General features: G+C 60.4%; 21 protein-coding genes. 6 read left to right on the forward strand and 15 right to left on the reverse strand.

Annotated features, from left to right (window positions below; genetic code table 11):
- Positions 1-42 precede the first annotated feature (42 nt).
- Positions 43-456 (forward strand): nuclear transport factor 2 family protein, encoded by a 414-nt coding sequence (locus HQ354_RS14795; RefSeq protein ID WP_222635061.1) that lies wholly within the window; start codon positions 43-45, stop codon positions 454-456.
- 322 nt (positions 457-778) lie between these two features.
- Here the strand turns inward: HQ354_RS14795 and HQ354_RS14800 are convergent, their stop codons facing one another.
- From HQ354_RS14800 to HQ354_RS14855, 12 genes are all read right to left on the reverse strand, one after another.
- Positions 779-1,270 carry a hypothetical protein gene (locus HQ354_RS14800; protein ID WP_222635060.1) on the reverse strand — a complete coding sequence of 164 codons (492 nt, stop codon included), beginning with the start codon at positions 1,268-1,270 and terminating at the stop codon, positions 779-781.
- Positions 1,271-1,338: 68 nt separating this feature from the next.
- A complete protein-coding gene (locus HQ354_RS14805) occupies positions 1,339-3,294 on the reverse strand; it encodes a primary-amine oxidase (protein WP_222635059.1) in 1,956 nt (651 codons plus the stop codon).
- 118 nt (positions 3,295-3,412) lie between these two features.
- On the reverse strand, positions 3,413-4,000 hold the full coding sequence (locus HQ354_RS14810) for a TetR/AcrR family transcriptional regulator (RefSeq protein ID WP_222635058.1): 588 nt from the start codon (positions 3,998-4,000) through the stop codon (positions 3,413-3,415).
- Positions 4,001-4,042: 42 nt separating this feature from the next.
- On the reverse strand, positions 4,043-5,149 hold the full coding sequence (locus HQ354_RS14815) for a class II histone deacetylase (protein WP_222635057.1): 1,107 nt from the start codon (positions 5,147-5,149) through the stop codon (positions 4,043-4,045).
- A gap of 146 nt (positions 5,150-5,295) precedes the next feature.
- Positions 5,296-6,768 carry a phenylacetaldehyde dehydrogenase StyD gene (gene styD / locus HQ354_RS14820; protein ID WP_222635056.1) on the reverse strand — a complete coding sequence of 491 codons (1,473 nt, stop codon included), beginning with the start codon at positions 6,766-6,768 and terminating at the stop codon, positions 5,296-5,298.
- Between the two features lie 15 nt (positions 6,769-6,783).
- The gene (locus HQ354_RS14825; protein ID WP_222635055.1) at positions 6,784-7,896 is read right to left on the reverse strand and encodes an NDMA-dependent alcohol dehydrogenase; all 1,113 of its coding nucleotides are present in this window, start codon (positions 7,894-7,896) and stop codon (positions 6,784-6,786) included.
- 878 nt (positions 7,897-8,774) lie between these two features.
- Positions 8,775-10,517: a gamma-glutamyltransferase family protein gene (locus tag HQ354_RS14830; RefSeq protein ID WP_222635054.1), complete on the reverse strand. Its 1,743-nt coding sequence runs from the start codon at positions 10,515-10,517 to the stop codon at positions 8,775-8,777.
- Positions 10,514-11,311, reverse strand: coding sequence for an ABC transporter ATP-binding protein (locus HQ354_RS14835; RefSeq protein WP_222635053.1), 798 nt, complete (start codon positions 11,309-11,311; stop codon positions 10,514-10,516). The genes HQ354_RS14830 and HQ354_RS14835 overlap by 4 nt, the downstream gene beginning before the upstream one ends.
- 17 nt (positions 11,312-11,328) lie before the next feature.
- Positions 11,329-12,183, reverse strand: a complete 855-nt coding sequence (locus tag HQ354_RS14840; protein ID WP_222635052.1) for an ABC transporter permease — start codon at positions 12,181-12,183, stop codon at positions 11,329-11,331.
- A gap of 22 nt (positions 12,184-12,205) precedes the next feature.
- On the reverse strand, positions 12,206-13,231 hold the full coding sequence (locus HQ354_RS14845; protein ID WP_308115298.1) for an ABC transporter substrate-binding protein: 1,026 nt from the start codon (positions 13,229-13,231) through the stop codon (positions 12,206-12,208).
- A 114-nt stretch (positions 13,232-13,345) separates the two neighbouring features.
- A complete protein-coding gene (locus tag HQ354_RS14850) occupies positions 13,346-14,971 on the reverse strand; it encodes an amidohydrolase (protein WP_222635050.1) in 1,626 nt (541 codons plus the stop codon).
- Between the two features lie 641 nt (positions 14,972-15,612).
- On the reverse strand, positions 15,613-16,338 hold the full coding sequence (locus HQ354_RS14855) for a YoaK family protein (RefSeq protein WP_308115300.1): 726 nt from the start codon (positions 16,336-16,338) through the stop codon (positions 15,613-15,615).
- Between the two features lie 470 nt (positions 16,339-16,808).
- On the opposite strand from HQ354_RS14855, the gene HQ354_RS14860 reads away from it, so the two are divergent.
- Entirely contained in the window at positions 16,809-17,531 is a 723-nt protein-coding gene (locus HQ354_RS14860) for a FadR/GntR family transcriptional regulator (protein WP_222635049.1), read from the forward strand.
- 968 nt (positions 17,532-18,499) lie between these two features.
- Here HQ354_RS14860 and HQ354_RS25595 read toward each other — a convergent pair.
- Positions 18,500-18,823, reverse strand: coding sequence for a hypothetical protein (locus HQ354_RS25595; protein ID WP_261768799.1), 324 nt, complete (start codon positions 18,821-18,823; stop codon positions 18,500-18,502).
- Between the two features lie 546 nt (positions 18,824-19,369).
- On the opposite strand from HQ354_RS25595, the gene HQ354_RS14870 reads away from it, so the two are divergent.
- From HQ354_RS14870 to HQ354_RS14880, 3 genes are read left to right on the forward strand one after another with little or no spacing between them, the layout of a single operon-like run.
- Positions 19,370-19,741: a hypothetical protein gene (locus tag HQ354_RS14870; RefSeq protein WP_261768816.1), complete on the forward strand. Its 372-nt coding sequence runs from the start codon at positions 19,370-19,372 to the stop codon at positions 19,739-19,741.
- Positions 19,738-20,913 carry an MAB_1171c family putative transporter gene (locus HQ354_RS14875; protein WP_222635047.1) on the forward strand — a complete coding sequence of 392 codons (1,176 nt, stop codon included), beginning with the start codon at positions 19,738-19,740 and terminating at the stop codon, positions 20,911-20,913. The genes HQ354_RS14870 and HQ354_RS14875 overlap by 4 nt, the downstream gene beginning before the upstream one ends.
- Positions 20,914-20,929: 16 nt before the next feature.
- The gene (locus HQ354_RS14880) at positions 20,930-22,327 is read left to right on the forward strand and encodes a cytochrome P450 (RefSeq protein ID WP_222635046.1); all 1,398 of its coding nucleotides are present in this window, start codon (positions 20,930-20,932) and stop codon (positions 22,325-22,327) included.
- A 2-nt stretch (positions 22,328-22,329) separates the two neighbouring features.
- Here HQ354_RS14880 and HQ354_RS14885 read toward each other — a convergent pair whose 3' ends face one another.
- A complete protein-coding gene (locus tag HQ354_RS14885) occupies positions 22,330-22,734 on the reverse strand; it encodes a hypothetical protein (protein ID WP_222635045.1) in 405 nt (134 codons plus the stop codon).
- Positions 22,731-23,420, reverse strand: coding sequence for a helix-turn-helix domain-containing protein (locus HQ354_RS14890; protein ID WP_222635044.1), 690 nt, complete (start codon positions 23,418-23,420; stop codon positions 22,731-22,733). Before HQ354_RS14890 ends, HQ354_RS14885 begins: the two co-directional genes overlap by 4 nt.
- A 543-nt stretch (positions 23,421-23,963) precedes the next feature.
- On the opposite strand from HQ354_RS14890, the gene HQ354_RS14895 reads away from it, so the two are divergent.
- The gene (locus HQ354_RS14895) at positions 23,964-25,244 is read left to right on the forward strand and encodes a hypothetical protein (protein ID WP_261768800.1); all 1,281 of its coding nucleotides are present in this window, start codon (positions 23,964-23,966) and stop codon (positions 25,242-25,244) included.
- The last annotated feature ends 11 nt before the right edge of the window (positions 25,245-25,255 follow it).

Genomic DNA, 25,255 nt, shown 5'->3' on the forward strand with positions numbered 1-25,255 from the left:
CGGCGCACATGCGAAACACCACACCGACAGGAGACACCGAGAATGCACAACAACGAACAGGCGGTCCGCGCGCTGTACAACGCATGGAACGTCCGAGATCTGACAGCTTGGGTCGATGCTTTCACCTCAGACGCCACGTGGACCAACGTCCCTTCCGGAGAAACATTCACGGGTCCGGAAGGAATGGAGCAGAACTACACCAACTGGAACGTTCCGTTTCCCGACGGCCAAGTGATCGACATCAGTGTGTTGAGCGGTGAGGACTTTGCCGTCGCGCAATTCACCTCGAGTGGTGTGAACAAGGGTCCGATGCCCACGGAAAACGGTCTCGTACCTGCCACGAACAAGGCGTTGGCAGTGCCGTTCTGTGACGTGCACCGGCTGATCGATGGTCGCATCAGCGAGACGCACCGGTACTGGGACCATGCAAGCGTAATCAACGCACTTGGGCTGTAATCAGCGGGGACGCTATCGACTGGGCGATACTGTCACTCGAGATGCCGTGCGTGTCCATGCGTTCGCGCCGGCACTCGATTGTTTTGGTTCTGTCCGATAGCAAGCCAATCACATCCCGAGTTCCAGGTCGATGATCAAGGCGGAGCGCCTGATCGACGTCAACCTCGGCAATCACACACTGCGCAGTCGCCGCGATATTCGCGTTCCTTGGTTCGACAACGACAGCATCGGCACCATCGCTGCGCGCCACGGCGCACCGCATGGAGTTCTTGGTACGCGGGGGATAGCTCATCAGCCCGCGAGGCGTCGACTTCACGGAGAGTCACAGCGCCATCGGAATCATTCCGACGATCATCGCCAACGCCCCGCCGGTGGCAACCTTTCCGCTCGGCCCAGCAGTTCGTTCGTGCCGCAATGTGAAAATTAGCCAGCCGACGAGAATTACCGCCGCCGCGAGCCGCGGTTCGAGACCGAGCCCATGGCCACGACCATGGTTTGAATGGGGCAATCCACTCACTTCGCGGGGTGGGGCGGGGACCATCAGGAGCAACGCCGCCATCGCGGTGAGATCCACCGCGCAGGCGATACCGCCCCACCGGTCCTGGCCCTCTCGCGTCACGCTCATTGCCGTGAGGGCCAGTACGGCAGCGGACAACACGGACCACCACACGGCCATCTCCACGATCACCATGCCGACCATGACCACCACCATCACCAGGTGCGCCGCACGGACGGGCCTCGACGCCTTGCCGCCTGCCAGCGCGAGGACCACCGCCCCTGCGACGCCGGCGATCATCGACACCGTCATCACCACGGGCTCATACCGTCGAACGTGTCCGCCGCGGCAATTCGAGCACGGAATGGGCGCTTGTCGTCGTCGCGTCAGACATCGGTTCGACCGCCGTCATGGCAGGACGCGCCGCCCGTCGCGCAATGGGAGGACGCCGTTCTCGGAACATCGAGGGTGGGGTTGCGGTCGAAGAAGCCGACCGGCTTGAGTTTGAAGCCGGTGTAGTCGACGGGCATGATCGGCCAGTCCTCCGGACGCGGAAAGTGTGTGAGGCCGAACGTGTGCCACAGCACGATGTCTTCGTCGTCGATGGAGCGGTTGCCTGCTACGAAGGCTGGTAGACCGCCTCCGCCGTGATTTTGGTTGACGAAATCGCCTGCGGCGTAACGTTCTTTCTCGTCGAAACGTGTGACCCAGAGGTGTTTGGTGGCGAACGCGGCACGTGTGGCGATGGAAGAGTCGTCTGCGGCGAGCAACAGCGGTTGTCCCTCGGGGTGTAGCGAATATCCGACGGGCTTGCCCAGCCGGTTCAGCGAATGCGGGTTGCTGACATGCCAGATTCGGCCCACCGCGTTGTCCGCGACACGCTGGCCGTCCGACTCACTCGTGAGTGGCGTTCGCTGCAACGCGAAAGCGTTGCCGTGCAGGTTGTTCGGACCCATCTGCACACGTCGCGTGTCGATCTCCTCGACCGAGTTGGTGGCGCCGTCGAGCATCATGTCCAGACGGGCGCTGAACAGATGTTGATGGCACGGCGCCCCGAGACCGGGCGCAATCTCGGACGCGTACGGGTAATCGCCGCCGGGATGACCGGAGGTGAAGACGATACCTGTTGCCTTGACCTCGAATTCGATCGTCCCGTCGAGGTACAGGTACCAGAAGAAGCCGTAGTCGTAATTTCCGATGGTGGTGAAGAACGAGATCACCAATCGGCGTTGACGCCGGGTTTCCTGCGATCCGGTCCAGATGTCGGTGTGCTTCCACAGCACCCCGAAATCTTCCTCGTGCATGCAGACCGCGTTCGTCAAGGTCTTCGGGTTACCGAGTTCGTCGGCGATGACGGCATCGAAATAGGTGATGTCGCCAACGCAGTCGCAGCCCAGTTCCAGCGAATTCGCGTACCGGCCCACGAGGTATTCTCCGGTGTCGAAGTAGTTCTGCCAGGACCGAACCGGCGACGGATCACCGTACGGAACGACCATTTCCGCAATGGATGCGCGGTGGATGATCGGCCGCACCACGCCGGCGTCGGAAAATCCGATCTGGTGCAGCACCAGACCCTCTCGGGCGTCGAAACCCACACGGAAGGACCACTTCTCCCAATCGACGAGGTTGCCGTCGACGGTGAAGCTCGGGCCGTCCGGCTGGGTGATCTCGATCGGCTTCTGTGTGGTGCGTAGTGGCCCGGTGACAGCCGGGTCGTCGAAGTTCCCCGACTCTTCCGGGATCGGCACGACACCCATGTCGACGACCTTGTCGACCGTCCTGTTCATCACGTCGACGAAGGCCACGAGCCCGTCGATGGGATGCGCCCAGGCATGATCTTTCGGGTGGTCCTGGCGAAAGGCGAGACCGCGGAGAATACGTCGGCCTTCCTCGCCCGGGTAGTCGAACACACCGGCCGAGAGGGGCGCGACACGCACGTCGGCCACGTCGAGTCCGCGGCGGGCCAGCGCCTCCAACCATTGCGGGTCGGTGGCCAGCACGGTCTCGACGAGTTCGAATTCTTCGTCCAGTACCGGCATCTGGCCGTCACGGACAGCGTCGAGCGTGACCGAGGTCAGTACCGTGCGTGTCGTGACGGACACGACGACGTCTCGGGCGTCGGGCGAGGTGGCGTTGTGAAGAAGAATGCGAAAGCGCCGATCCACAGCCGGTGCCTCGGTATAGAGATCGGCCTTGGACGGCTCCTCCAGACCCACATAGACGAAACGGGTGTCGCGGGTGAGTAGGCCTTCGTCGTCCAGAACAGAGCGGATCTCGGCGATCTCGTCGGCGGTTGCAAGTGCCAGTGGGTGGTCGACCCGAGTGGGACTGAGAGTAGGCATGAGGTCCTCGAATTCTTGATTCTACGATTGTTGAATAACGAAGATGCGATGCAGACTACACACGAGAGATTTCGTGCGCACCCGATTCGAAAGTCTTGTGAAACCGAAGATTTCGCCGTCAGCCGCGCAGGGACGCGAGAAATCCGTCCACCATCGCGAGCTGACGGTAGGACGACGTCTCGTGGGGGGTGAGCACCCCGAGTATCTGCATCCCCATCATCATGTTCAGAAGCTGCTCGACGGCGAGCGCGACATCGACGTCGCCGACCTCCCCCAGATCACGGGCTTCCTCGATGTAGCAGGCCATACGATCACGCCAGAGGCCGAGCGCGCGGCGATTGATGTCCTCCATGTGCCCGTCGTACATGGCGCGTTGCCACAACGAGGCGGCAATTCGAGCCTCGAGTAGCGTCTCCGACGTGGTGGGCATGACCTCCAGGCAGAAGATACGCAGTGCAGCAAGCCCTTTCGCCTCTCCCATGGCCGCCGCGATGCGCGTGTTGGTGGCCTCGAAGATCAACTCGAACGACGTGCGGAGAATGTCGTCCTTGCCCGAGAAGTAATGACTCAGAGCTCCGTTGGTATAGCCGGCTTCGGCCGCGATGTCGCGCATGTTCGCCGCATCGATGCCTTTCGCCGCGATCAGCCGCCACGTTGCAGCCGCTATTGCGCGTCTACGTTCGTCGTGATCGACCAGCTTGGGCATGTGACAAACCTAGCTGGCCGACTGTCGAGCCGAACAACCCGGTCAAAGGTCTCCCACGAGCGCTGCGGAGATCTCGATGGCGTCCTTCTGATGCGCCTGCAGTTCCTTGCCGCCGAAACCGCCGACGACCGGGTAGTAAGGGTCCGCCATCCGTTCGACTCCCGCGAGCGCCTCCACACATGCGAAAGCGCAGAACGGGACGTAGTGGGGACTGTAGCCACCCTCCTGAACCAGCACCACCTTGCCGCTGCATACCTCTTCCGCAACAGCCATGACGCGTTCGGTCATCGCCTTGAACCCCTTGCTCGTGACCAGCATTCGAGCGAGTGGGTCCATCGCATTGGGGTCCATGCCCGAGGCGACGACGATCAACTCGGGTTCGAACGCGCGCAACGCGGGAACCACGACTTGTTCGATGGCGTGGAGGTAACCGTCGTCGCCGGTGCCCGGCGGAAGCGGAACGTTGATGTTGTAACCGAAGCCGGCACCCTCGCCGCGTTCGGTCACGAATCCGGAGTTGGGCGGGAAGCATCGATCCTGGTGAACCGAGACCGTCAACACCGACGGGTCGTCGGCAAAAATGTCCTGAGCACCGTTGCCGTGGTGCACATCCCAGTCGATGACAGCCACTTTCTGCAGGCCCAACACTTCACGAGCATGCGCGACGGCCACCGCACCGTTGTTGAACATGCAGAAGCCCATACCTGTGCCGGCCGGGGCATGGTGCCCGCACGGGTGCACAAGGGCATAGCCGTTGTCGACCTTGCCCGTGACCACCGCTTCGACCATCTCGATGACACCGCCGGCGGCGAGCGTCGCGATCTCGTAGCCGCCCTTGCCGAACGGCGAGATGCCGTCGCCTGCGTCGCCGCCCTTGGCCTGTTCGCTCTCGCTCTTGATGCGATCCACGTGCTGCCGAGTGTGCACGCGAAGGAGCTCGTCCTCGGTTGCATGACGCGGCGTCAGGCGCTCCAGGTCGTCGATGAGGCCCGAAACCACGATGAGTTCGTGGATTCGCCGCTTGGTGTCCGGATGGGCCACGTGGTGCGAAATGGGCTGCAGACCGACGCCCGGGTCCGCCGGGAACAGTCCCCCGCTTCCGGTGTCACTCCACCCGTAGAGCTCGTGCCAGATATAGCCGGTCGTCATGAGTTTCCTCCATGTTTGGTTCTACGAACGTTGAATAAAAGGTGCCTGGATCGAGTTACGGATACAGCCGCTGCCGGTAACGGTCTTGTAAATCCGAAGGACGGTGAGTGGGATACGTTCTGCTGGTTCGTATCCCACTCACTCGGTCATAGAACTACGGTGACGACCTTTTCTTCGGTGTTGGCTTCGATGCCCGCCCAACCGAGCTCCCGACCTGTGCCACTGGTCTTCATGCCGCCCCACGGGAGCGCGGGATCGATTGCGGCCCAGCCGTTCACCCACACCGCACCGGATCGAACCTGTCCGGCCAGGGAGTGTGCATGCGTCACGTCACGAGTCCAGATCGATGCAGCCAAGCCGTAATCGGTGGCGTTGGCGATGGAAATCGCCTCCTCCGGTGTGTCGAAGGGGATGACGGTTCCCACCGGGCCGAAAATCTCCTCCTGCGCGATCTTCATGTCGTTGTGCGCGTCGGCGAAGATCGTCGGTTCCACGAAGAAGCCGTCACGGTCGGGTGCACCGCCACCGGCAGCTACTCGGGCTCCGCCCGCCTTACCGTGCTCGATGTAGCCCAGCACGGTATCGCGTTGCTTGGCGTTGACCAGTGCGCCCATCGTGGTGGCAGGGTCGAACGGGTCGCCGAGAACCTGTGCTGCAGCGGCAGCCGACAGGCCGTCGACCACCTGTGAATACAGCGAACGATGAACCAGGACACGGGTGCCGGCGGCACATACCTGCCCCTGGTTGAAGAAGAGGCCCATGGCGGTGCCGTTGATCGCGGCTTCGAGGTCGGCGTCCGCGAGGATGATCTGCGGCGACTTGCCACCGAGTTCGAGGGTCGTTCGCTTGAACGTGTCCGCAGCCTTCTTCGCAATGAGTCGACCTATTCGCGGACTTCCGGTGAAACTGATCTTGTCGACATCGGGATGCCCGACGAGGGCGTCGCCGGTCACCTCGCCCAACCCGGGAACGACATTGACGACGCCTGCGGGAACGCCCGCCTCGTCGATCAGACGCGCCAGGTGCAGAATCGACAGCGGCGCATCCTCCGGCGGCTTCACGACCAGGGTGTTCCCGGCTGCCAAGGCAGGGGCCAACTTCCACGCTGCGATCATCAGCGGGGTGTTCCACGGAATGATCGCACCGATGACGCCGACCGGCTCACGAACGGTGTAGGAGTGCGTCGGTCGGCCGAAGTAGCCTGCCGTCGGAATGGTGGTTCCCTGAATCTTGTCGGCCCAGCCGGCGAAGTAGCGGAACGTCGCTGCAGCGTTGGGAATGTCGAGCATCGCCGGCTGGCCGACGGGCTTGCCGACATCATGGGCTTCCAGCCGAGCGAGCAGATCGCCGTCGCGCTCGATGAGGTCTGCGATGCGGTTCAACAGCTTGCCGCGGACGACACCTGGCGTCGACCCCCACTCGCCACCGAGTTGAGTGCGCGCTGCCCGGACGGCTGCATCCACGTCCTCGGCGGTCGCCGACGCCACCTCGGTGAGCAGCCGGCCCGTCGTGGGATTCAGATCGGCGAAGGTACCGCCGTCGGATGCCCCGGTCCACTGCCCTGCGACGAACAGCTGTGTGGCAGTGTCGGTAGGCAGATCGTTCAGTACTGCAGTCATATCTGATCGCCTTTTCTAGTAGAGGATGAGGCCGCGGACGTTCTCGGCGTTGCGCATGGCTTCGTAGCCGTCGTTTACCTGGTCGAGTGTGTATGTGCGCGTGATCATTTCGTCGAGCTTGAGCTGACCCTCCATGTACAGGCGCAGCAGGTGCGGAATGTCGAAGCGAATGTTCGCGTTGCCGAACCACGCGCCCTTGAGAGTCTTACGCATCGCGGTCAGGTCGAACAGGCTCAGCGAGACGTCGGTCTGAGTAATGTCGCCGACCGAAACATTGACGCACACACCACCTTTAGCAACCAGACTCATGGCCGGCGCGATGATCGCGCCGCTCGCGACGTCGATGGTGATGAGTACCTTGTCGGCCAACGAGCCCCACGTGAGGTCGGAGACCAGAGGCAGCGCCTCGTCGATGCTTGCCGCAGTATGTGTGGCGCCGAAGATCTTGGCTTGTTCACGCTTGAACGGCGAAGGGTCGACGACGATGACGTGGCGCGCCCCGGCGAGGGCCGCCCCTTGCACCGCGCCGCAGCCGACGCCGCCCATGCCCAGTATAACGACGGTCTCTCCGGCGGACACTCCCGCCGCGTACACGGCGGATCCCCAGCCGGTGGTGACACCGCACCCGACCAGTGCCGCCTTGTCGAGAGGAATGTCGTCGGTGATCTTGACGCAAGAGGCCTCGTTCACGACGGTCTGTGGCGCAAAGGTGCCGAGCAGACACTGGATGCCTGCATCCTGGCCGCGCACGTGGTGGCGAGCGGTGCCGTCGGACACCTGGTACCCCTCGAGGAGGTGAGCTCCGAGGTCGCAGATGCTGGACTGCCCGTTGGCGCAAGCGCGGCACCGGCCACAGGCGGGGATGAAGCCCAGCGCGACGTGGTCGCCGACAGTCACGCTTTCGACGCCGTCGCCGATCTCGGTGACGACCCCGGCGCCTTCGTGCCCACCGATGAAGGGCAGGAGGCCGACCGGCACGCTGCCGTCGCGTACGTGCTCGTCCGAGTGGCACAGTCCCGACGCCGCCAACTCGACCTTGACTTCACCGCGCTTCGGGTCGTCGAGTACCAAGTCCTCGATCTCCCACGTCCGACCGGCTTCCCACAGAACTGCTGCTTGCAATGTCACGTCTGACCTTCCTTCGGAACGAGTCCCAGGTCATAGTTTGACTCCAAGGCGGCGTCGAAGACTTGTCATTGCACGCACACTTCTTGGCAAGATGCGCCCTCGGCAATATGTCGTCATGGCGTAAGACCCCCAGTGGTGACGGGTTAGCTTTCCGAGTCATATATCCCGACTCGTGGTCAGTCAGACGAGGTTGCAGAAAAATTGCATCTCTTTTGTCATCGGGTCACAGCGTGGCGCTAGGAGTCGTTGGACCGCGAGGTTCTATGAAGTGCACCGATGCGCTGTTACAGATGATGTCGGACCAGAGAGCGGAAGCGAGCCCCGATGCATCCACACAGCCAGAAACAGGACTTACGAACGTGTCTGCAGCCCAGGTATCGACACGTGCTGTCGGGCCTTGACGACTTGGTGCGTTCGAGACAGGTTCGAAAAGTTCCTTCTAGGCACGACGAAGACGGCGTCGCGACTTCTATCTGGCCACCAGAGGCACTTTCTCATGGTCATTGACACACCGAGACGGAGTTTGGACACCGAATGCGAGGTGGGCATTCGAAGGTGTACACGAGAGGTTGATAGAGGCCAAGCATGAACGAGGACGCGGCGTGAAATCCTCGGGACCGCTTGTACGTGAGCCGACGAGACAACTACAGCGTGTGCGAACGGTAGGGAGCAGTAGCTTCCAGCGTGAGTACCGGGCCCACGAATACGCGTTTCCCAGCACAAACGCTACGACAAAGGAAAATTCACACTACTTATAGTGTGCAACGCAGAAATTTCGCACCACCTAACCGGACGCGGACAGGTACAACTCGAAGCGAGGTCTCACGCCGCCCGCACTCTGTCATGGACTGGATGCGCGGTTGTACCGTTCCCCTGGGTCAGCGAACCATGGCGTAAGCCGGCTGCCTCGGATCAGCCCCTGCTCGAATAAACCCCGATGACTTGTCGTCGAAGACGACTTCTACTGCTGCGGCTTGACGCGTGAATGCCGGCCACTGCTCGACCTCGTGTCCAAGTTTCTCGAGACCCGTAAGCACTCCGTCGGGAAATCTCTCAGCTTCTAGAGCTACTCGATTGGGGAGGTACTCGAACGGCGCGAACGAGTTCGGGAAACTCCAGGTCGAGAAGCGAGGTGAGGTAATCGCATCCTGAATGTCCATCCCGAAATGAAACGCATTTAAGAAAACTTGGAGCATCGCCTGCACTTGCATATCGCCACCGGGACACCCGAAAGAAAAGACCGACCCGTCGTCTCGCACCGCCATCGCTGGATTTGGAGTCAGGCGAGGGCGCTTGCCAGGTGCCATACCCGCCGGGTGTGCTGCGTCCGGCCGCGACTGTATTCCGCGCACCGACACAACGACTCCAGTCCCCGGTACCACCGGTCCTGGCCATGAAGCATCGGACGGGGTAGCGGAGAAACTGTTTCCCCATCTGTCGATGACGCTGACGTAGGAGGTGTCGGGAGGCAGTGTCGTACGTGTGCCGGTCGCGCACTCAGGCACATGACCGGACACTACCTCAGGCGCGAGGCCACCGGACGAACGCGACCCGTCGATTGTAGCAATACGGGTGCGGAGATACTCATCGGACAAAAGCCACGCCGTGGGGACATCGACGAACAACGGGTCGCCATAGTATTTTTCGCGATCCGCGAAGGCCAGCTTGAGTACCTCGGTGACGACGTGCACGTACTCCACCGAATTGTGCGCCGCGTCCCCGAGACCGAGAAGTTCCAGCATACGCAAGGCCTGCCCAAGTACGGGACCCTGAGACCACGGACCACATGTGTAAATCGTGAAATCACGCCACCTAACCTGCACGGGGTCTTCGTAGCGGCTTCGATACTGTCTCAGGTCCGTTCGACTGAGGTACGACCCGTTCGCTTCGTGAAATGCGACGACCCGGTCCGCAATCTCGCCGACGTAGAATGCATTGCGCGCAGCTTCGATACCAGCGATCCGGTCTCCGCTCACGGCGTCCTCAGCGTCAACCATATGCTGGATCGTCCAGGCAAGCTCGGTCTGGACAAATCGGTCTCCGACCGCAGGCGGTACGCCTGCCGGGAGATAGATTGCAGCGCTGGATGGATACTTCGCATAGTCCTGTTGGTGCTTCGAAATCTCATCGGCCAAGAACGGAAAAACGGCGAAGCCTTCGAGTGCCAGCGAAATCGCCGATTCCGACACCTGCGCGAAGGTCATTGTGCCGAAGTCGCGCAGAGCGGTCAGCCAAGAACTCGGCGCACCAGGCACGACAGTGAGGCCGATGCCGTCGGCGTACTTGCCCTCCGCAAGGCGCGTCATCAAGTCGACGGGTGCGGACGTAGGCCAGTGTCCAAGTCCGTCGATAGTAACTACGGTGCCATCTGAGGTCCGTATCATTATAGGTGCTACTCCGGCAAAATTGACCTCGTCTGCATGGACCACGGATAATGCGATTCCCGCCGCGACTCCGGCGTCGACCGCATTTCCACCTGCCTCCAGAACCGCGAACCCCGCTGACGCGGCAAGATAATGACCAGCCGACACCGCGTGTCGGCTGCCCGTCAGGGTGGGCCGAGGGGCGAGCATGCCGTTATCGGTCGCAAAACACGGCTGTTTACCCAGCGATTTGGTCACGACGCCGCAATGCAGTCGCGAACGGACCGGATCAAACTGCGACCTTCCGACGAAGCGCTCAACTCCAATAAGTCCCTGGGGCGAGGCAACGAAACTTCGAACTCTTCGACGATCTTCGCATGAGCGAACACCAGAATGCGATCTGCGAGAATTACCGCCTCATTGAGGTCATGGGTGACAAACGCGACGCTCCGTCGGTCCTGCTGCCACATGCGGACAAACTCCGCCTGCAGAACCTCACGTGTGTCGGTATCCAGTGCCGCGAAAGGCTCGTCCATCAACAGCACCTCTGGTGACGTTGCCCAGGTGCGTGCCAGCGCAACTCGTTGTCGTTGTCCGTGGGACATCTGAGCTGGGTAATTCTGCATCCGGTCGCTCAAACCGACCATACCGAGAAAATGCCGGGAAATTTCTGTTCTCTCACCCTTTGGTGTGCCTCGAACTTCCAGAGCGAACTCAACGTTTTGAACTGCCGTACGCCAGGGCAGCAGGCCGTCGCGGGCGAACATGTACGACATACGGGAACGTGCTCTGACCGGTTCCGCATCCAGCACCTGACACTCTCCAGACGTCGGCTCAACGAGCCCGGCAAGAACATTGAGAGCCGTTGTTTTCCCCGACCCGCTACGACCAACCAGCACGAGCAGCTCTCCCTCCTTAACGGTGAAATTGACATCATCGAGAGCCTTAACGGATCCACCCGCTCCGGGACGAGGATATTCGACGGTAATGCCGCGAAGTGAAGCTGCCGAGTTCGATACCTCGGCGGCTGGAACGTGTGTTGCGTCGATCATGGGATCTCCAATGAAGTTTAGGCGCGCTGCCAGTGAAGGAGGCGATGCTCTACCGCCGACATGAGAAGGTTGAGGACAGTGGCGACGAGCGCCAGCACGATGATAATCGCGTACACGCCTTCGAGTTTGAATTGTCCGGAGTACATCGATATAAGTTGGCCAAGACCGGCCTCCGAAGCAATGAGCTCAGACGAGATTACTCCAAGGAGTGAGTAGATCAATCCTAAACGAAGTGCGGCGAAAATTGAAGGAACAGAACTAGGTAGGAGCACCGAGAAGAATAGTTTTATCGGCGAGATGTTCATCATTGTCGTGAGCGTCAAAATGTCGGGGTCAACGGTCTTTATCCCTGCTCGCGCACTGACAAGAACCACAAAAAACACCAACGTGAAAGCGAGAGCAACTTTTCCGCCTTGACCTAGTCCGAAATAGATTATAAATATTGGAGCAAGTGCAATACGCGGAAGCGCATTCAGAGCACTGACGTATGGGTCGACCAGCGCCTCCACTCGCGGCATCAAGCCCATCGCCACACCGGCGATGATGCCGCACACACTCGCCAGCACCAGCGCTATCAATGTAGCAGTAAGCGTGACTACGAGCGCGGGCAATAAGGTTCCGTCGAGCGTGATGACTTTCAAGAACCCAAGTGTTTCGGCGGGCGTCCGTGAGACGAGGGGATCGACGAAGCCGAAGTGGGTCACTATTTGCCACACAAGCAATGCGGCAGCGCCGATTGCGAGCCGGCCCAACAGGAGGGGGAGGCCAGCCAGTGTCTTGGACGCCGGGTTCCGCTTCGGTTGCCGAGGTCTATCGCTGGTCTTGTGATCGTTCGAGATCGTTGAATCAATGCGTGGAGGTGTGGTTGTCATGGCTCGTTGTCTCCGTTTTTGGTCAAGCCTGGCAGGGGGTGAAGACCACGTCGGAGAATGCCGGCCCGCGTTCGACAGTCTCCAGCGCGGCGTTCCAACCATCTTCGGTCAAGGCGTCGGTTGTAAAGGTCGAGCTGTACTCGTTCCAGACGGACGACGCTTGTTCGGGAGTGAGATTCAATGTGTCCGCTGTGAACGCAATCACTTCATCGGTGTTTTGGGGGTCTTGCGTCCACGCTACCGATGCACGTACACCGCGACAGAATGAGGCTGCCGCAGCTTCGTTGTCAGATAAGAAGCGCTGGTTGCCGGAGAAAAATGAGTAAAAATTGTTGCCCAATATTTGGACTGCATCTTTAGCGTCGACTATTTGTACAAAATTGCCCTCGCCCACTAACGCCTGCGTTGGCGGTTCCGCGAACAAGATGTCGATTTGTTTGGCACCGAACGAGGCGGCCGCGCTGGCACCACCACCTGTTGCGATAAATGTAACCTCGCTTGGGTCTATGCCGGCGTCGTTGAGCATTCTCGTGACAAAAGCTTCCGCCGCTCCACCGCGCACCGTCACACCGATGGTGAGGCCTGCGAAGTCCTTAACGAAGCCAGGGTACGGCGCGTTGGCGTTCGGCAATTCGAGACTGGGGTCGGCCAAAAGAGTGTAATCGATTCCGAACAGTGATGTCATAGCCTTCAGCTGCCCGCTATCCTGGATTGCGGGGAACCCCGTTGAAGGAATCATCAGAGCAATGTCGGCTGAGCCCGATTGCACCGCGGCAATGCCTGCAGGACTGTTCTCGATCGCTACCTGCTCGACCACAATACCTTCCTCCCGAAACAAGCCCTTCTCCTGCCCGAGTAGAACAGGTATTGACATGAGCGTTGCGGATGGTTGCGCTATGGAAACGGTAGGCAGTCCGTTTGCAGATGTGGCAGGTGAGTCTCCGCCGCATGCACTCGCAGCCATGCATAGACCGGCGACGATTGACGCCGTAACCACGCGTCGAGTTCTCTCGGAAATTTTACCGTTCCTGTGGATCAAGCTATTCATGGAACTCCCTCGGTTATTAATGTTTCGACTGAGTGTGGCCGAGCCGCGGGCGGAGCTATTCGAACGTCCGATGTGGCTGTGCGCCTAGCGTTCGACTTAAGCTTGATGAACTTTCTAAAGCGGGCCATCATGGAGTTCCGGCGCGAAGTACACGCTTTCTCCGTCGATATATGTGGCGCATACTTTTGTTGCTCCGACCTCGGAGATATCAACTTCGAAGATGTTCCGGTCTAGTACAACGAAATCTGCAGACTTACCAACTTCGAGCGAGCCGTGCGTCGCCTCGCGACCGACTTGTCGAGCCCCATTGATAGTGAGGAGCTCAATCGCTTCCGGCAGGCTGAGGGACTCGTCGCCGTGCTGCAACATTCCCTGTAAACCCGGAAAGGGATTCGGTGCCTTGGTAATTTTCCAATCGGACCCGTAGACCATGGTTACCCCCCAATTGGCGAGGCTGCGGAAGCGGTATGCCGACTGCAGCCCGAACCGCGGGTCGTGCCAGATCGCAGGAGACATCTCAGCAGTGACACGTAACTGCGCGAATCTTGCCAAATCATCTTGATGGACCGTGGTGCAGTGCGCGATCTCGTGAACTACTTCGCTTTTCGGGTGCAATGAGCGGACTTGCTCGATTGCGTCTAGTGCGACACGAACGGCTCCCGCGCCAGCGCAATGAATCTTCACCGACAAACCGTCGCTATCGAATTGCTGCAGTCCTGCAGTCAGCACTTCTGGGGTGACATGGAGTTTGTGCGTTTCAACTGTTCCGTCCCTCGAGAGACCAGCCTCGGTCATGTGGGGCGGAAGCGGAGCACCGTCCAACCAGACTTTCACTCGCTGCGTGTCGAGTTTTGGACTTTGCCATTCTGATCGTCGTGCAATGGTATCGTCCAGTTTCTCCTGACTGGTCATTCCGATGCCTTCATCCAGCCATACAAGATGCGCCGCCACATGCATGCGTAGGTCGCCCGCACGATCGATTGCCCGAAGCGCGTCTAGAGCGGCGGGTGTGGCTGATGCCTCTTGAAGAGATGTGATTCCGAATTGGTGACATACGTCGAGGGCCCACTGGACTGCCTCGACGTCACTTTCGAGCCCGTACGACGGAATCGCCCTCATCAGTGGCCACTTTGCTTTTTCGACCAACTGGCCAGTGAGAGCTCCAGTATGTCTATCTCGGACAATCGAGCCTTGCATCGGCTGCTCTGTGGTCGTGTCTAACCCTGCCAGCGCCAAAGCCTTGCTGTTGGCAACCCCACCGTGCAAGGAATAGTCGTGCACGAAGATTGGACGGTCTGGAAACAGCTCGTCCAGAATCTCGACGGTCAAACCTTCGTGGCCCATCCGGTCGGGTGTGTACTCCCCGGCGATGATCCAGTCGTTTCCGCGGTCGTCGATCAAACCTGGCGGATTTGCTTGAACCAGCTCATTCAGAAGAACGTCTCTCGACGCCCCCGGCGTCAGCCGAGTCTCCCGCCGATACTTTCGACCGCTGAAGAGCAAGTGCACGTGAGCGTCGTGGAGGCCCGGAAGTACCATCCGACCACCGAGATCAATAGTGTCAGCGGCGTCTCCAACGATTGCGCGCGCAACCGACGAACTGCCGGCGAAGGTAATCACCCCGGCCTCCACAACGATCGCATCGACCCAAGTGCGCGCCTCGTCCGTGGTGTAGATGCGGCCATTAAGGAAAGCGCGAGTTGTGGTTGCGTCGTTGGCGAGGTTGGGATACCAGGTCATTGAGGTAAGCCTTCCGATTTTGGATTCAAGTCGGCGACTGGGTCGATGCGTCGAAGACGCGGGTCCCGATCGAATGTTGTTGGTTCGGGAGCTTTTATTGTCAAGTTCACGTGTTCATCGGACTACTGGTGACGACCACGACTGCAGGGAAAAGTGCCGACCTGGTGGACTGAAAGATGTTCTCCAAGAGCGACTCTTGTCGGCAACCAGACAAGCCCAGCTCGTAAGTGAACATGTTGGAGCGGCCTTGCTTGTCGCAAACCGCCGGGGCGCTAGCGAGCGAAGCTGTAGACTTGTAAGGGAATCAGGTTGGCGTTCCGAAAGTGCTGCGTCGTCCACATTGAGACGCAACCCTCGAACCTCCGTAGGCTGCTGCCACTTTGGGGCGTGAGCACAGCTTGATTCTCGGACCTAACCGATCGGAATGGCGCCCTCATCGAGTATATGTCGCCTACCTCACAGAAGCAAGACTCTTCGGTAGATTTTTGTGCGCAGCGTTCAAGCTTCACGCCGCCGATGCAGTCTGCTGCGTGGAAACCGGCCGTGACGACGATCGCGCTGAACGAGCGAGAACGGGCACGTTGCAGTATGTGCATGGACCAAACTCCTGGCTTCAGTGACCGGTACGGCCGCAGGTGCGCTTATCCCAACTGCCTGGGCGCGCGCGACCACCGTCGCGAGCCAACAAGAACAACGACGCCGGTCATGACCGCGCTTAGCGCGATCGGAATGCTGACGTGAACCCTGAGCAATAGTGCTCCGATCACGGCCCCGCCGAAGACCATAAAAATTGCGCCCGAACGGCGGTTAAGAATCCTCGGCCCGTGCTTTCCGTGAACTGACTCCCCTGCCAGCGCTGTCAGCGTGGAGGTGACAACCACTGTCGTCATTTCCTTCACAGCTAGGTAGCGAGCGATACATGCCTGCGAGCCCATCTGCGCAGCGATTGCACAGGCCGCGAAGACCTTTTCTGGCCCCGTGGTTGATTCATCGAATATCCACAAGAGTGCTGCGGTCGAGCCCAGCAAAAGAACTCCAACAGACAATTGAACCGTAACCCATCGGTTCCACATGCCTCCGCCGGCCCGGAGCCAGAAACCCGTGACGCAGGCACCGCCCACGAACGAAACCAACGCTAGAAGCGGACCAAGAACGGGCAGTTCGTCTGCGCCCGCTGCGCCGAGGCCAAGTATCACGATATTTCCAGTCATATTCCCGGCGAAGATATGATCGAGGCCTAGGTATCCGACAGCGTCGACCAATCCGGCGACGAAGGTCAGCATCATCATCATGAGCAGCTGGCCTCGCTCGGACCGGCCGCGAATGTGTGAGGGCCTGGAATCGACCCCTACCTGATCGAATTTCACCGCGTCAGACATTGTTTCGTGGAATGGTCAATCCCCTCCGAGGCCTGAAGCGTCTTTCGAATAACCCACCAGCGAAAGCTAGATGTGTCCCACAAGCAACAGTACGGGACCGTTGCGTCCTGGTGGAAGGGGGTCCTCCTTCGTCTGAGTCGACCGCAATGTGACCGCGTAGAACCGAGGCGGAACCACGACGAAAGCTCAGCGCTCCGGGGTGGCCGCTGTGCGCAAATGGCACCCTCGGTGCGGATCGCATGATCTTCATCCGTACACCTTTCAATCGCAACGGCGGCTATGTGTGCAGCCCCCATATTGTGGAACTAAGCCGACGGCTGAAACATATAGTTGGTAGGACCAGCCTTCAGGCTGGTTCACTGATTTAGCCCTGCTTTCAGATAGATTGGTCAAGTTTATGCACGTCAACAGCGAGGCCTCTGGTCCTCTGGTAGGACCAGTTGGAGGTGAATGGATTGATGGAATGGTCAGAGTTGGAGATCAATGACGAGTCGATCCCCGACCAACTCAGCGGAAGAATTGCCGCACTGATCGATAGCGGTCGGCTCGCCCCCGGTGGAAAATTTCCTAGCGAACGCAGCTTGATGGAGCTTGTCGGCGCCTCGCGCATCTCAGTGCGCCAGGCATTGCAAGATCTGGAACTCAAGGGTTACCTCACGCGCCAACCACGTATAGGTCGGGTCGTTGCCCCGGCCGAGGCTCGATCACAGGAAGGAAGCATCTTCGGCGCGATGAGTCGCAGTCAACGCGCCATCCGGGAAGTCATGGACCTCAGGGCTGTAATCGAGCCCCCTATAGCCGAACGTGCTGCTCTCCGGCACAAAACCAGCGAGTTGGCTCGCCTACGTGGGCCCTTGGAGGCCTCAGAGCGCGCCCTTGACGAGGGCAACTACTCCGACGCCTTTCTGCAACGGTGTGATGTGGAGTTTCACTTAACGATTGCCTTGCTCGCACACAATCCGATGCTTCGGAAACTGGTGGACGAAACCAACGCGTGGATGGCGCCCAGCCGTCAGAGGGCGTTCCAGACGGAGCTTCGAATGCGCCGATCAGTTGACGCCCATAGGCTCATCTATCAAGCCATCGCGGACCGCGATCCTAGGCGGGCGAAGAACACAATGGGCCGACACATAGCCGATGTACTTCGGAGCATTGACCCCTTAACTAGGATTGATGAGTAGTTAGGAAGACGTGGACGAAGCCCGTCGGACTCGCCGGCCCGATCGTGTCGTTGTACCTCGTGTATATGGCCTCGATACCCTATACCGTGGGCGTCGTCCGGAATCTGCGAGAACCGGAGGTCTTGTTGACGGCATTTCCCGATTAGCTTTCTGGCCGTTCGCCGGAATCTCGGCGTTGGTCTAAGCAGCTTGGACGTCGCTCGTATGCACGAAATTTCGCGGCCGTTGACGGCCATGTGATGACCGGTTTTGCTGTGTTGTACTCCGAAGTGCAGATCATGTGGCCTCGTGCGTGCCATAAGACCACCGATATCAGGATCGTACTGACGCTTTGGAAACCGATGTCTGCGACACCGTGCCAACGAGGGGGTGATTGTTCGCGCCGGTACGCCTCGACGGAGTCGAGGCTGGCGTGGCCGGTTCGGCGGGCGCTAACGCAACCGTCGGCACCGTTGCGGGTGCTTTGGGTGACGAACCCGGCACGCAACGAGTGTCCGCCCAGCTTGCTCAAGGCGGCGGGGTCGTAGCCGGGGTGTTCGGCGCGGCGGCGGATAGTCTTATGGGCCGCGGCACCCGACAGCGGCGTGGAGCCGAGGTTGCCTTCTTCGCGACCGCCCGCAGCAGTGGTGTCGGGGCGCAGTGCGTGGCACTCTCCCACGGCAGACGTGTCCGGTGAACGGCTCCCGCTTGCGTAGGAGCCGGATGACCTACGGCCAGCCGCAACGTCGAAGGCGGCGACGACCTGTGCCCACCGGATGTGTGCACAGGGCGGGCACCTCTCGTGGGAGTCGGTGTCGGCAGCGCCTTCACCGCTCCCCTACCCTCTTGGTCGGTCTTCGACTTCCGCAGCCGGATGTGCAGTCCGTCGTGCCGATGCACTGTGATATCTCCGCACACCATTTTCCGACAGTTCGCTGCGGCGGTAAGCACCAACGAAACCAAGCAGCAGGATCGCCGAGTCGCGGCGCTCAAGTACTTCGTCGGCCCAGCCCTCCGCACCGGTCCCGCGCCGTCTCAACAAGGAGTTTGATGTCGTCGACCAGCAACGGGTCTCGCGAAGTCCGTGGGCGGTCGCCCGTCACCGCGTGCTCCCGTCGTATCCCGGACGTTGTTGCGGTGACGACCTCGCGCTGATGGGAAAGATATTCGGTGGTGCGGTGGTGGTGGTTGATGGCCGCAAACCAGGTTCCGAAGGTGGCGACGGCGTAGGCCCGCTTCCCTGTTTCAATGCGGGTGTCTGCCGCGTCGACGAGGTAGGCGGCGACGGTGATCGGGTGCGCCGGCAACGTCACGCGACCATTCGTCGCCCACCAGCCGGAGTCATACGGGTTCCCTCAGACCGAGAGGACTGGACAGCGCTCGCGATCCGCTTCGCGACGGCGGGCGGGATCTCCGGCGCGACTGCCGCCGGCCCGACACTCTCAGGGATGCCCACCGCGGGCGTTCGGGCCGGTCGGAGGTACATCCGGCCAGCTTAGCGCAGGGTATCGACACGTTTGTAGCTAAAGACCGTGCTGAACAGGCGCTTTGGCTGTAAAAGTGCGAAAATGCAACATTCCTGCCCAAGTCCCTTTCGGTCTGACAGCCGTCCCTGGCTGCGCGATTCGCGTGTTTATGCCGCTTCAACAAGCTGTCGGCAGCCAATATCTGCCAGCCAGTTCTCACGAGTAGACCTAGCCGCAACTGATTTGTAAGGTGTACGCCGGGAGGGGGAACCCATGGATGCTTCTGCAGCGAAAGTAATGCGGGCGAGACACGAGTTCGAACGTTTGATGCCACGGCCGTGGAGTCGTAAGTTGTTCCTACACAACTTGAGTCAGTGGCGCGGACGCCGAGTGATGTTGACTGCGGTTGAAACGTCATCGCTACGTGGCGCTCCCTGCGGGGTGTGGCTCTCGTATGCCAACCACGACGAAATCGTCTACGACAAGGGCACTTCCGACTACCACATCGATCACAACATTTTACATGAGGCGGGCCACATGGTGCTCGATCACAACCCTGGAGATCTGACGGCTGGACTTGTCACAGTTCAACGCTTACTCCCTGACTTGGATGCCTCTGCAATCGAAAAGGCGATGAGCCGAACGCAATTCGATGATGTTCAGGAAAGCGAGGCGGAGATGTTCGCCGACCTGCTCATGGCGAACTCGTACTCGCGGTACCGGCGTTCGAAGCCCATGGCGTCTCTATGGGGCATCCGAGATTGACCTCCTCCGTCTCACCCGATGTCGCCTGGCCCGTCCTCGCATTCAGTTGCCTGATAGTCCTCGTGCGCTGCATTAGGTTCAGCGGCAGCCGGGGTGAACGTCGCATCACCTCGGTGCTGGGCCTGGCGATCGTGGCGTGCATTCTTCGCGAACAAGGCGCGCAGCAAATTCTGGCCCATGCTACTGGGGACCTTTTATCCATTGGCTTTGTCCAGCAGCTCAGCACGACGTTCATTGTCCTTGCGATGGCGCCGTTCTTCTTGGTAGTCGTGTCGTGGTCATTCGCCGACGAGGAGCCCAAGCGAATGGCCACCTTTGTCTACACGACCGCCGCCGCTTTTGTTCCAGTCATGCTGCTACTCGGCTCGAACGCGCGACGCACGGGCCAGTACATCGATGTGACAGAAGGATGGGAGACGATTCTCTACTTCGCAATGTTCGCACTCTGGGTCGGTGGGATGGCCGGCGTACTGCTGTGGACGTGCTTTCGCGAGCTGTTCAGAGGCAACCTTGAACCGCGTCACCGCTACTCGTATCTCGTCGTCGGAATCATCGGGATCTGGGCTGCGGAGGAGGCGCTATCGATCATGGGCAGCGCGGTCTGTGCGTCTCTCGGCAAATTCAGTGAGTTTGTTCAACTCCGAGTCGCCATGAACGAGAACAACTTCGTGCTGATGACGGGCCTAGGTGCACTCTGCGCAGCACTTCCCGCGGCGGCTGCCGCACTCGAGAGCCTCGGCGTCGATCGAACGTCTCGCGACATCAAGGCGCTGCGCCCTCTGTGGACAGATCTGACCGGCGCTTGCCCTGAAGTTCGCTACCTCGCGACTACCGAGTTGGAGCTCTCGAGCACAGCTCGAACTCTGCATCGTATGGCCGTAGAAATCTGGGATTCCATTCTGATCCTGCGGCGCTACGGAACGGAACAGTCGGTCGCAGCCCAGCTACCAGACGACCTCGAGAGCCTCCACAACGCGGTTCAACTCAGAGAATCGATGAGAGCGAAAAGTTCCGGCGCGTCGCCGAGCTCCGCACCTCGTCAGACCATCGTTACGACGAGTCGCCACGGTGACGAGATCGGCCACCTACGAGCGATTGCCGCCGAGTGGGCCCGCGCTGGCGACCTCGTAGATGCGTCCCTGCCTCGACCCGACACCATCAGACAAGCATGAAAGGCCGTCGACAGCCATGAGCAGCACTACTCGTCTCCGCAGTGCGGACCGTGTACTCCCCCACCCACCACATCGACTACCGATACTGGGGGATGTACTCGACCTCCATATCACCGATTCCAGCCAGTGGGGCTGGCGTGACGCCCAGAGGTACGGCCCGATCTTCGAACGTCGAATACTCGGCGCTCGCGTCACCTACGTATCAGGACCCGACCTGGTCGAAGAGGTGAACGACGAGTCCACATGGGCGAAATTCCTCGGTGTACCGATTCGCAACCTGCGATCGATTGCGAAGGACGGCCTCTTCACGGCACACAATTCCGAGCCGAATTGGGCCAAGGCGCATGCCATACTCGGCCCGGCCTTCACCCAGGCTGCTATGCGTGGATACCACGACATCATGGTCGGTACGGTCCGCGAACTCGTGGACTCGTGGCAGACACGCCCTTCCGGCGCCTGGGTCGAGATCCCCAGTGACATGAACAAGCTTACCTTGGAAATCATTGGTCGTACGGGTTTCGGCTACGACTTCGGTTCGTTCACCGAGCCCGAAGCCCATCCATTCGTAGGACAAATGTCGCGAGCGTTGGCCTACGTCAACCGGTCTGCATACTCCCACCCTCTCGTCGAAAACACCTTCTACCGCCAGGAGCGCGCACAACACAGCCGCGACCTGGCTGCGGTACAGACTCTCGTCGACGACGTCATAGCCAAACGTTCCGCGAAGCCTCGACCGGAAGAAAGCGATCTACTCGATCGCATGCTGAACACACCGGATCCAGAAACCGGGCAGCGACTCGATCCGGAGAACATCCGAAACCAGATCCTTACGTTTCTCGTCGCCGGCCATGAGACCTCAGCGGGCGCACTGGCGTTCGCGCTGCACTTCATTGCCACCAACCCGGACGTCGCGGCACGTGCACGCGCCGAGGTCGACACCGTATGGCCGGTGGGCGACAACATCTCCTACGAACACATCGGAAAATTGCGCTACCTGCGACGCATCTTGGACGAAACCCTGCGACTCTGGCCTGTCGCCCCAGGGTATTTCCGGAAGGCAAAGGCTGACACGATACTGGGTGGTCAGTACCCCTTCCAGAAGGGCGAGTGGGTGTTCGTCGTCCTGCTGCAGCTACACAGAGATGCCGAATGGGGCGCCGATCCCGAGGTGTTCGATCCCGATCGCTTTTTGCCAGAACGGGTTCGAGCCCGCAGAGCTGATCTGTACAGACCGTTTGGAACTGGCATGCGTGCGTGTATCGGACGCCAATTCGCCCAGCACGAGATACTGCTGACCTTGGCTACGCTACTGCGAAATTTCGAGTTCGAGGCGGATCCGAACTACGACCTCCGAGTCAAGGAGATGATCACGCTGAAACCAGACGGGCTTCGGATGCGGTTACACGCGCGCTGAGGTCACGCAACCTGCGTGGTGTGGCTTCGCGTTCGAATTGCTTTCAAAACGCACGACATTTCGACCTGAGCGATGTCACCGCGCAGGAACACACCCTTCACGCCGGAGTCGATCAACTCGCCCAGCAAAAGAAGTTGACCGTGCAACCCCCCGCCGTCGTCCGACAGCAGGTAGCCAGGGTCCATGTGAAAATGCTGCGCCAACGCCGACAACGAATCGACGTCAACAGACTTCACGGCTCCGCTCCGGATGTCGGCGATCTCCGTAGCGGACAAGCGCCCACCTAGTGTGGACACCGACTCGGCAACCACTTCGACGGATTGCTCCATTCCTGATTCACGCCAGGCACGGAACAGGGCGTCGACGCGCTCTGCGAGCGACAGGTGCTGACTCTTGTCGTTCCTCATTCTGATACTTCTCCCTGACCTGAGTTGCTGGCCTTCAATCGCCGCGCAAACCGTTCCGACGTCGCGTGGTCTATCCCACTTGTTCTCCCAGCCAGCCACCGTCGGTACTGGCGTTCTTCGAACTCGGCTGGATCGTTCGACCGGTTCGGTTCGTCGAGTAGATGTCCGAATATCGCGAAGACCGGAGAGACGGTCTTTCCGTCCCGTCTGTTCGCTTCGAACAGCTGGGTTACGTACTTGCCGTAAATCGGATGCAGGGCGGCGCTCAAGTCGTTTGCGACACCTCGCAATTCACGATCCTCTGGTCGACCATCCGCCAACTCAGTGATTCTGGTTGAAACGGAAACCAACTGAGCTACCGCCGCAACATCCAATGCAAGGTGTCCGACATCGGGAAACTGAGCCGACGACGCTTCGTTGCCCTCGACAGTCCTGACGTTGCCACCGCTCAACAATCTGGCAGCGCTTCCGGCCACCCACCCAAGACCCACATCCAGCTTCGCCAACGTTGCAGGGGTCGGTTCCGCCAGCTCTGCGCGCTCGATCTTGGTCAAGGTCGGTTCCGACGGGCCACCACGGTCACGTACCTGGACTCGTGTGAGCCCCAGTTGGCGTCGTCGCTCCCGGACATGGTCCGAGAAACGACGGTGGTCTTGCATGGACGGATCGTAAGCAAAACCAAACATAGACACAACAGAAACACATATTTGGCCTTGAATTACGTTTTATTTGTGTTAGCTTTTGGTTCGCACGTCGCCAAGAGATGCCTTTGGGGGAAGGACGCCATGGACGAGCAGGTTGAATCACTGATAACCGGGGCGAACGGCGCTACGTCGTGAACAAGAGCGCCGCGCACCGACTCGGACAGTACCCAGCGGACAACTGGTGTAGCTCGATCAGTCAAAGCAGCTCCAGCGGCGAACTGAGGGCTTGTTCGCACGAGCTTGGCCATGCGGGACTTCATCAATTCGTTGGTGATGACGGATTAGTACTCGCCCAGTGGGCTTCACCGCAACCGGTCTGACCGAGTGAGAACTCATTCCAGTCCGGAGAGCAACTAAAGCCTCCGCTCGGCACATCGTCGGATCGATCCCCACGCCCGGCCGATCGAGCGGTCACAGAGGCCGGGTGAGGATGCGTACCCCGCGCATCCTCACCCGGCCCTCTCTATTCGTCCAAAGCCGTTGGCGCACCGGCACGAAACACATGCCTTCTAGAAGGGAAACGGTATGCACACTGATTCAAGACACGGACTTCATATCGCACGCAAGGCGCATCACAAGGTAGGAGCAGGTCTGCCCGCCATCGCAGCAGTGGCGATCGCAGGGCTGTTCGCAACCCCGGCGAATGCCGCTCCGTCTCAGCCCGGGGTGACCAGCCCGCAGGGCTCTCAGCCGGGCGTCACAACGACTCCTGCACCGGAGACCCCCTCGCCAGCCCCGGTGATCGAGCAGTCCGACTACCTGCCCGGTTACACCCCGCTCTACGACTACGACGAGACCCGTACTGTCGACGACTACAACGCCGGCCGCCAGCAGCCCTCCTATCAGAGTCAGCCCACCTACTACTACGAGACTGACCCAGCTCCCGTTCAGGGACCAGGTCTCGCAGACGAGAGTGAAAGCCCAGCTCCCGCTGCGGAACCGATACCTGCGCCGACGGTCAGGCGTAAAGCGATCGTGCCGATCGACACCCCCGAGGGCACGATCCTGGTCGGTGCGAACCCGATTCCCTACGATCCTGCACTCCTCGATCCGACGTTCGCACGCCAGTTCTCGAACACCGTGCAGGCGATCCAGGCAGACGGCGGAAATTTGCTCGTCGACAACGGATTCGCGGACGCACCCCGCGCGGACCGTATCGCCGCCGGCATCGCCGCAGGTGCGGTCACGGGCGGTGCGGCCGGTCTCGGTGCCGGTCTAATTCCTGGCACCGCGATCACAGCGGGAGGTGCGGCGATCGGTGCAGGACTCGGTGTGGCTGCGACGCCGTTGTTGACTCCAGCTGTCGTGGCGGTTGGCCCCGGTCTCTTCGTCTTTGTTCCTGGGGCCGGCGCGCTGGCCGGCGCTGGTGTCGGAGGACTGATTTCGGCGCCGATCGTCGCCACCACCACCCTCATCGGTGCCGTCACTGGTGGTCTGATCGGCGGCGCCGCAGCGGGCGGTGAAGCGACCGTGATCGAGGAACCCGCTCCGGCACCCGACTCCCCTGCGTTGGCGGCACCCCCGGCCGGTCCTAGCGCCGACCAAGTCCCGGCCATCCCCGCACCTCTCACCAGCGGCTCAGGCTCGGATCTACTCGCGCAGGCCAACACCGCTGCCGAGAACGCAGCACCTGCGATCGAGCTGGCCGTCAGCGATGCAAACACATGGATCGAACCAGCCAAGGCTGCAGTACAGGGCTTCACTTCCACCGTCCTCGAGCAGCCGTCGGTCGCCGACGCCGCGGCTGCAGCAGGCCCGGCACTCGCCCAGGCAGGCAGCCTACTCGCCGGTCTACTGCCCGCCTGAATCTGCCTCCA

Origin of the sequence: Rhodococcus sp. BP-261, from assembly GCF_019835205.1 — a bacterium.
In the GTDB taxonomy this organism is placed as follows: domain Bacteria; phylum Actinomycetota; class Actinomycetes; order Mycobacteriales; family Mycobacteriaceae; genus Rhodococcoides; species Rhodococcoides kyotonensis_B.

Coding starts and splice junctions, on each gene's coding strand:
- styD (WP_222635056.1), bottom strand. CDS start 6,768: ATGACTGCAGTACTGAACGATCTGCCTACCGACACTGCCACACAGCTG.
- HQ354_RS14815 (WP_222635057.1), bottom strand. CDS start 5,149: ATGACGACCGGCTATATCTGGCACGAGCTCTACGGGTGGAGTGACACC.
- HQ354_RS14870 (WP_261768816.1), top strand. CDS start 19,370: ATGTTGACTGCGGTTGAAACGTCATCGCTACGTGGCGCTCCCTGCGGG.
- HQ354_RS14795 (WP_222635061.1), top strand. CDS start 43: ATGCACAACAACGAACAGGCGGTCCGCGCGCTGTACAACGCATGGAAC.
- HQ354_RS14845 (WP_308115298.1), bottom strand. CDS start 13,231: ATGAATAGCTTGATCCACAGGAACGGTAAAATTTCCGAGAGAACTCGA.
- HQ354_RS14810 (WP_222635058.1), bottom strand. CDS start 4,000: ATGCCCAAGCTGGTCGATCACGACGAACGTAGACGCGCAATAGCGGCT.
- HQ354_RS14885 (WP_222635045.1), bottom strand. CDS start 22,734: ATGAGGAACGACAAGAGTCAGCACCTGTCGCTCGCAGAGCGCGTCGAC.
- HQ354_RS14850 (WP_222635050.1), bottom strand. CDS start 14,971: ATGACCTGGTATCCCAACCTCGCCAACGACGCAACCACAACTCGCGCT.
- HQ354_RS14880 (WP_222635046.1), top strand. CDS start 20,930: ATGAGCAGCACTACTCGTCTCCGCAGTGCGGACCGTGTACTCCCCCAC.
- HQ354_RS14895 (WP_261768800.1), top strand. CDS start 23,964: ATGCACACTGATTCAAGACACGGACTTCATATCGCACGCAAGGCGCAT.
- HQ354_RS14835 (WP_222635053.1), bottom strand. CDS start 11,311: ATGATCGACGCAACACACGTTCCAGCCGCCGAGGTATCGAACTCGGCA.
- HQ354_RS14840 (WP_222635052.1), bottom strand. CDS start 12,183: ATGACAACCACACCTCCACGCATTGATTCAACGATCTCGAACGATCAC.
- HQ354_RS14890 (WP_222635044.1), bottom strand. CDS start 23,420: ATGTTTGGTTTTGCTTACGATCCGTCCATGCAAGACCACCGTCGTTTC.
- HQ354_RS14860 (WP_222635049.1), top strand. CDS start 16,809: ATGGAATGGTCAGAGTTGGAGATCAATGACGAGTCGATCCCCGACCAA.
- HQ354_RS14805 (WP_222635059.1), bottom strand. CDS start 3,294: ATGCCTACTCTCAGTCCCACTCGGGTCGACCACCCACTGGCACTTGCA.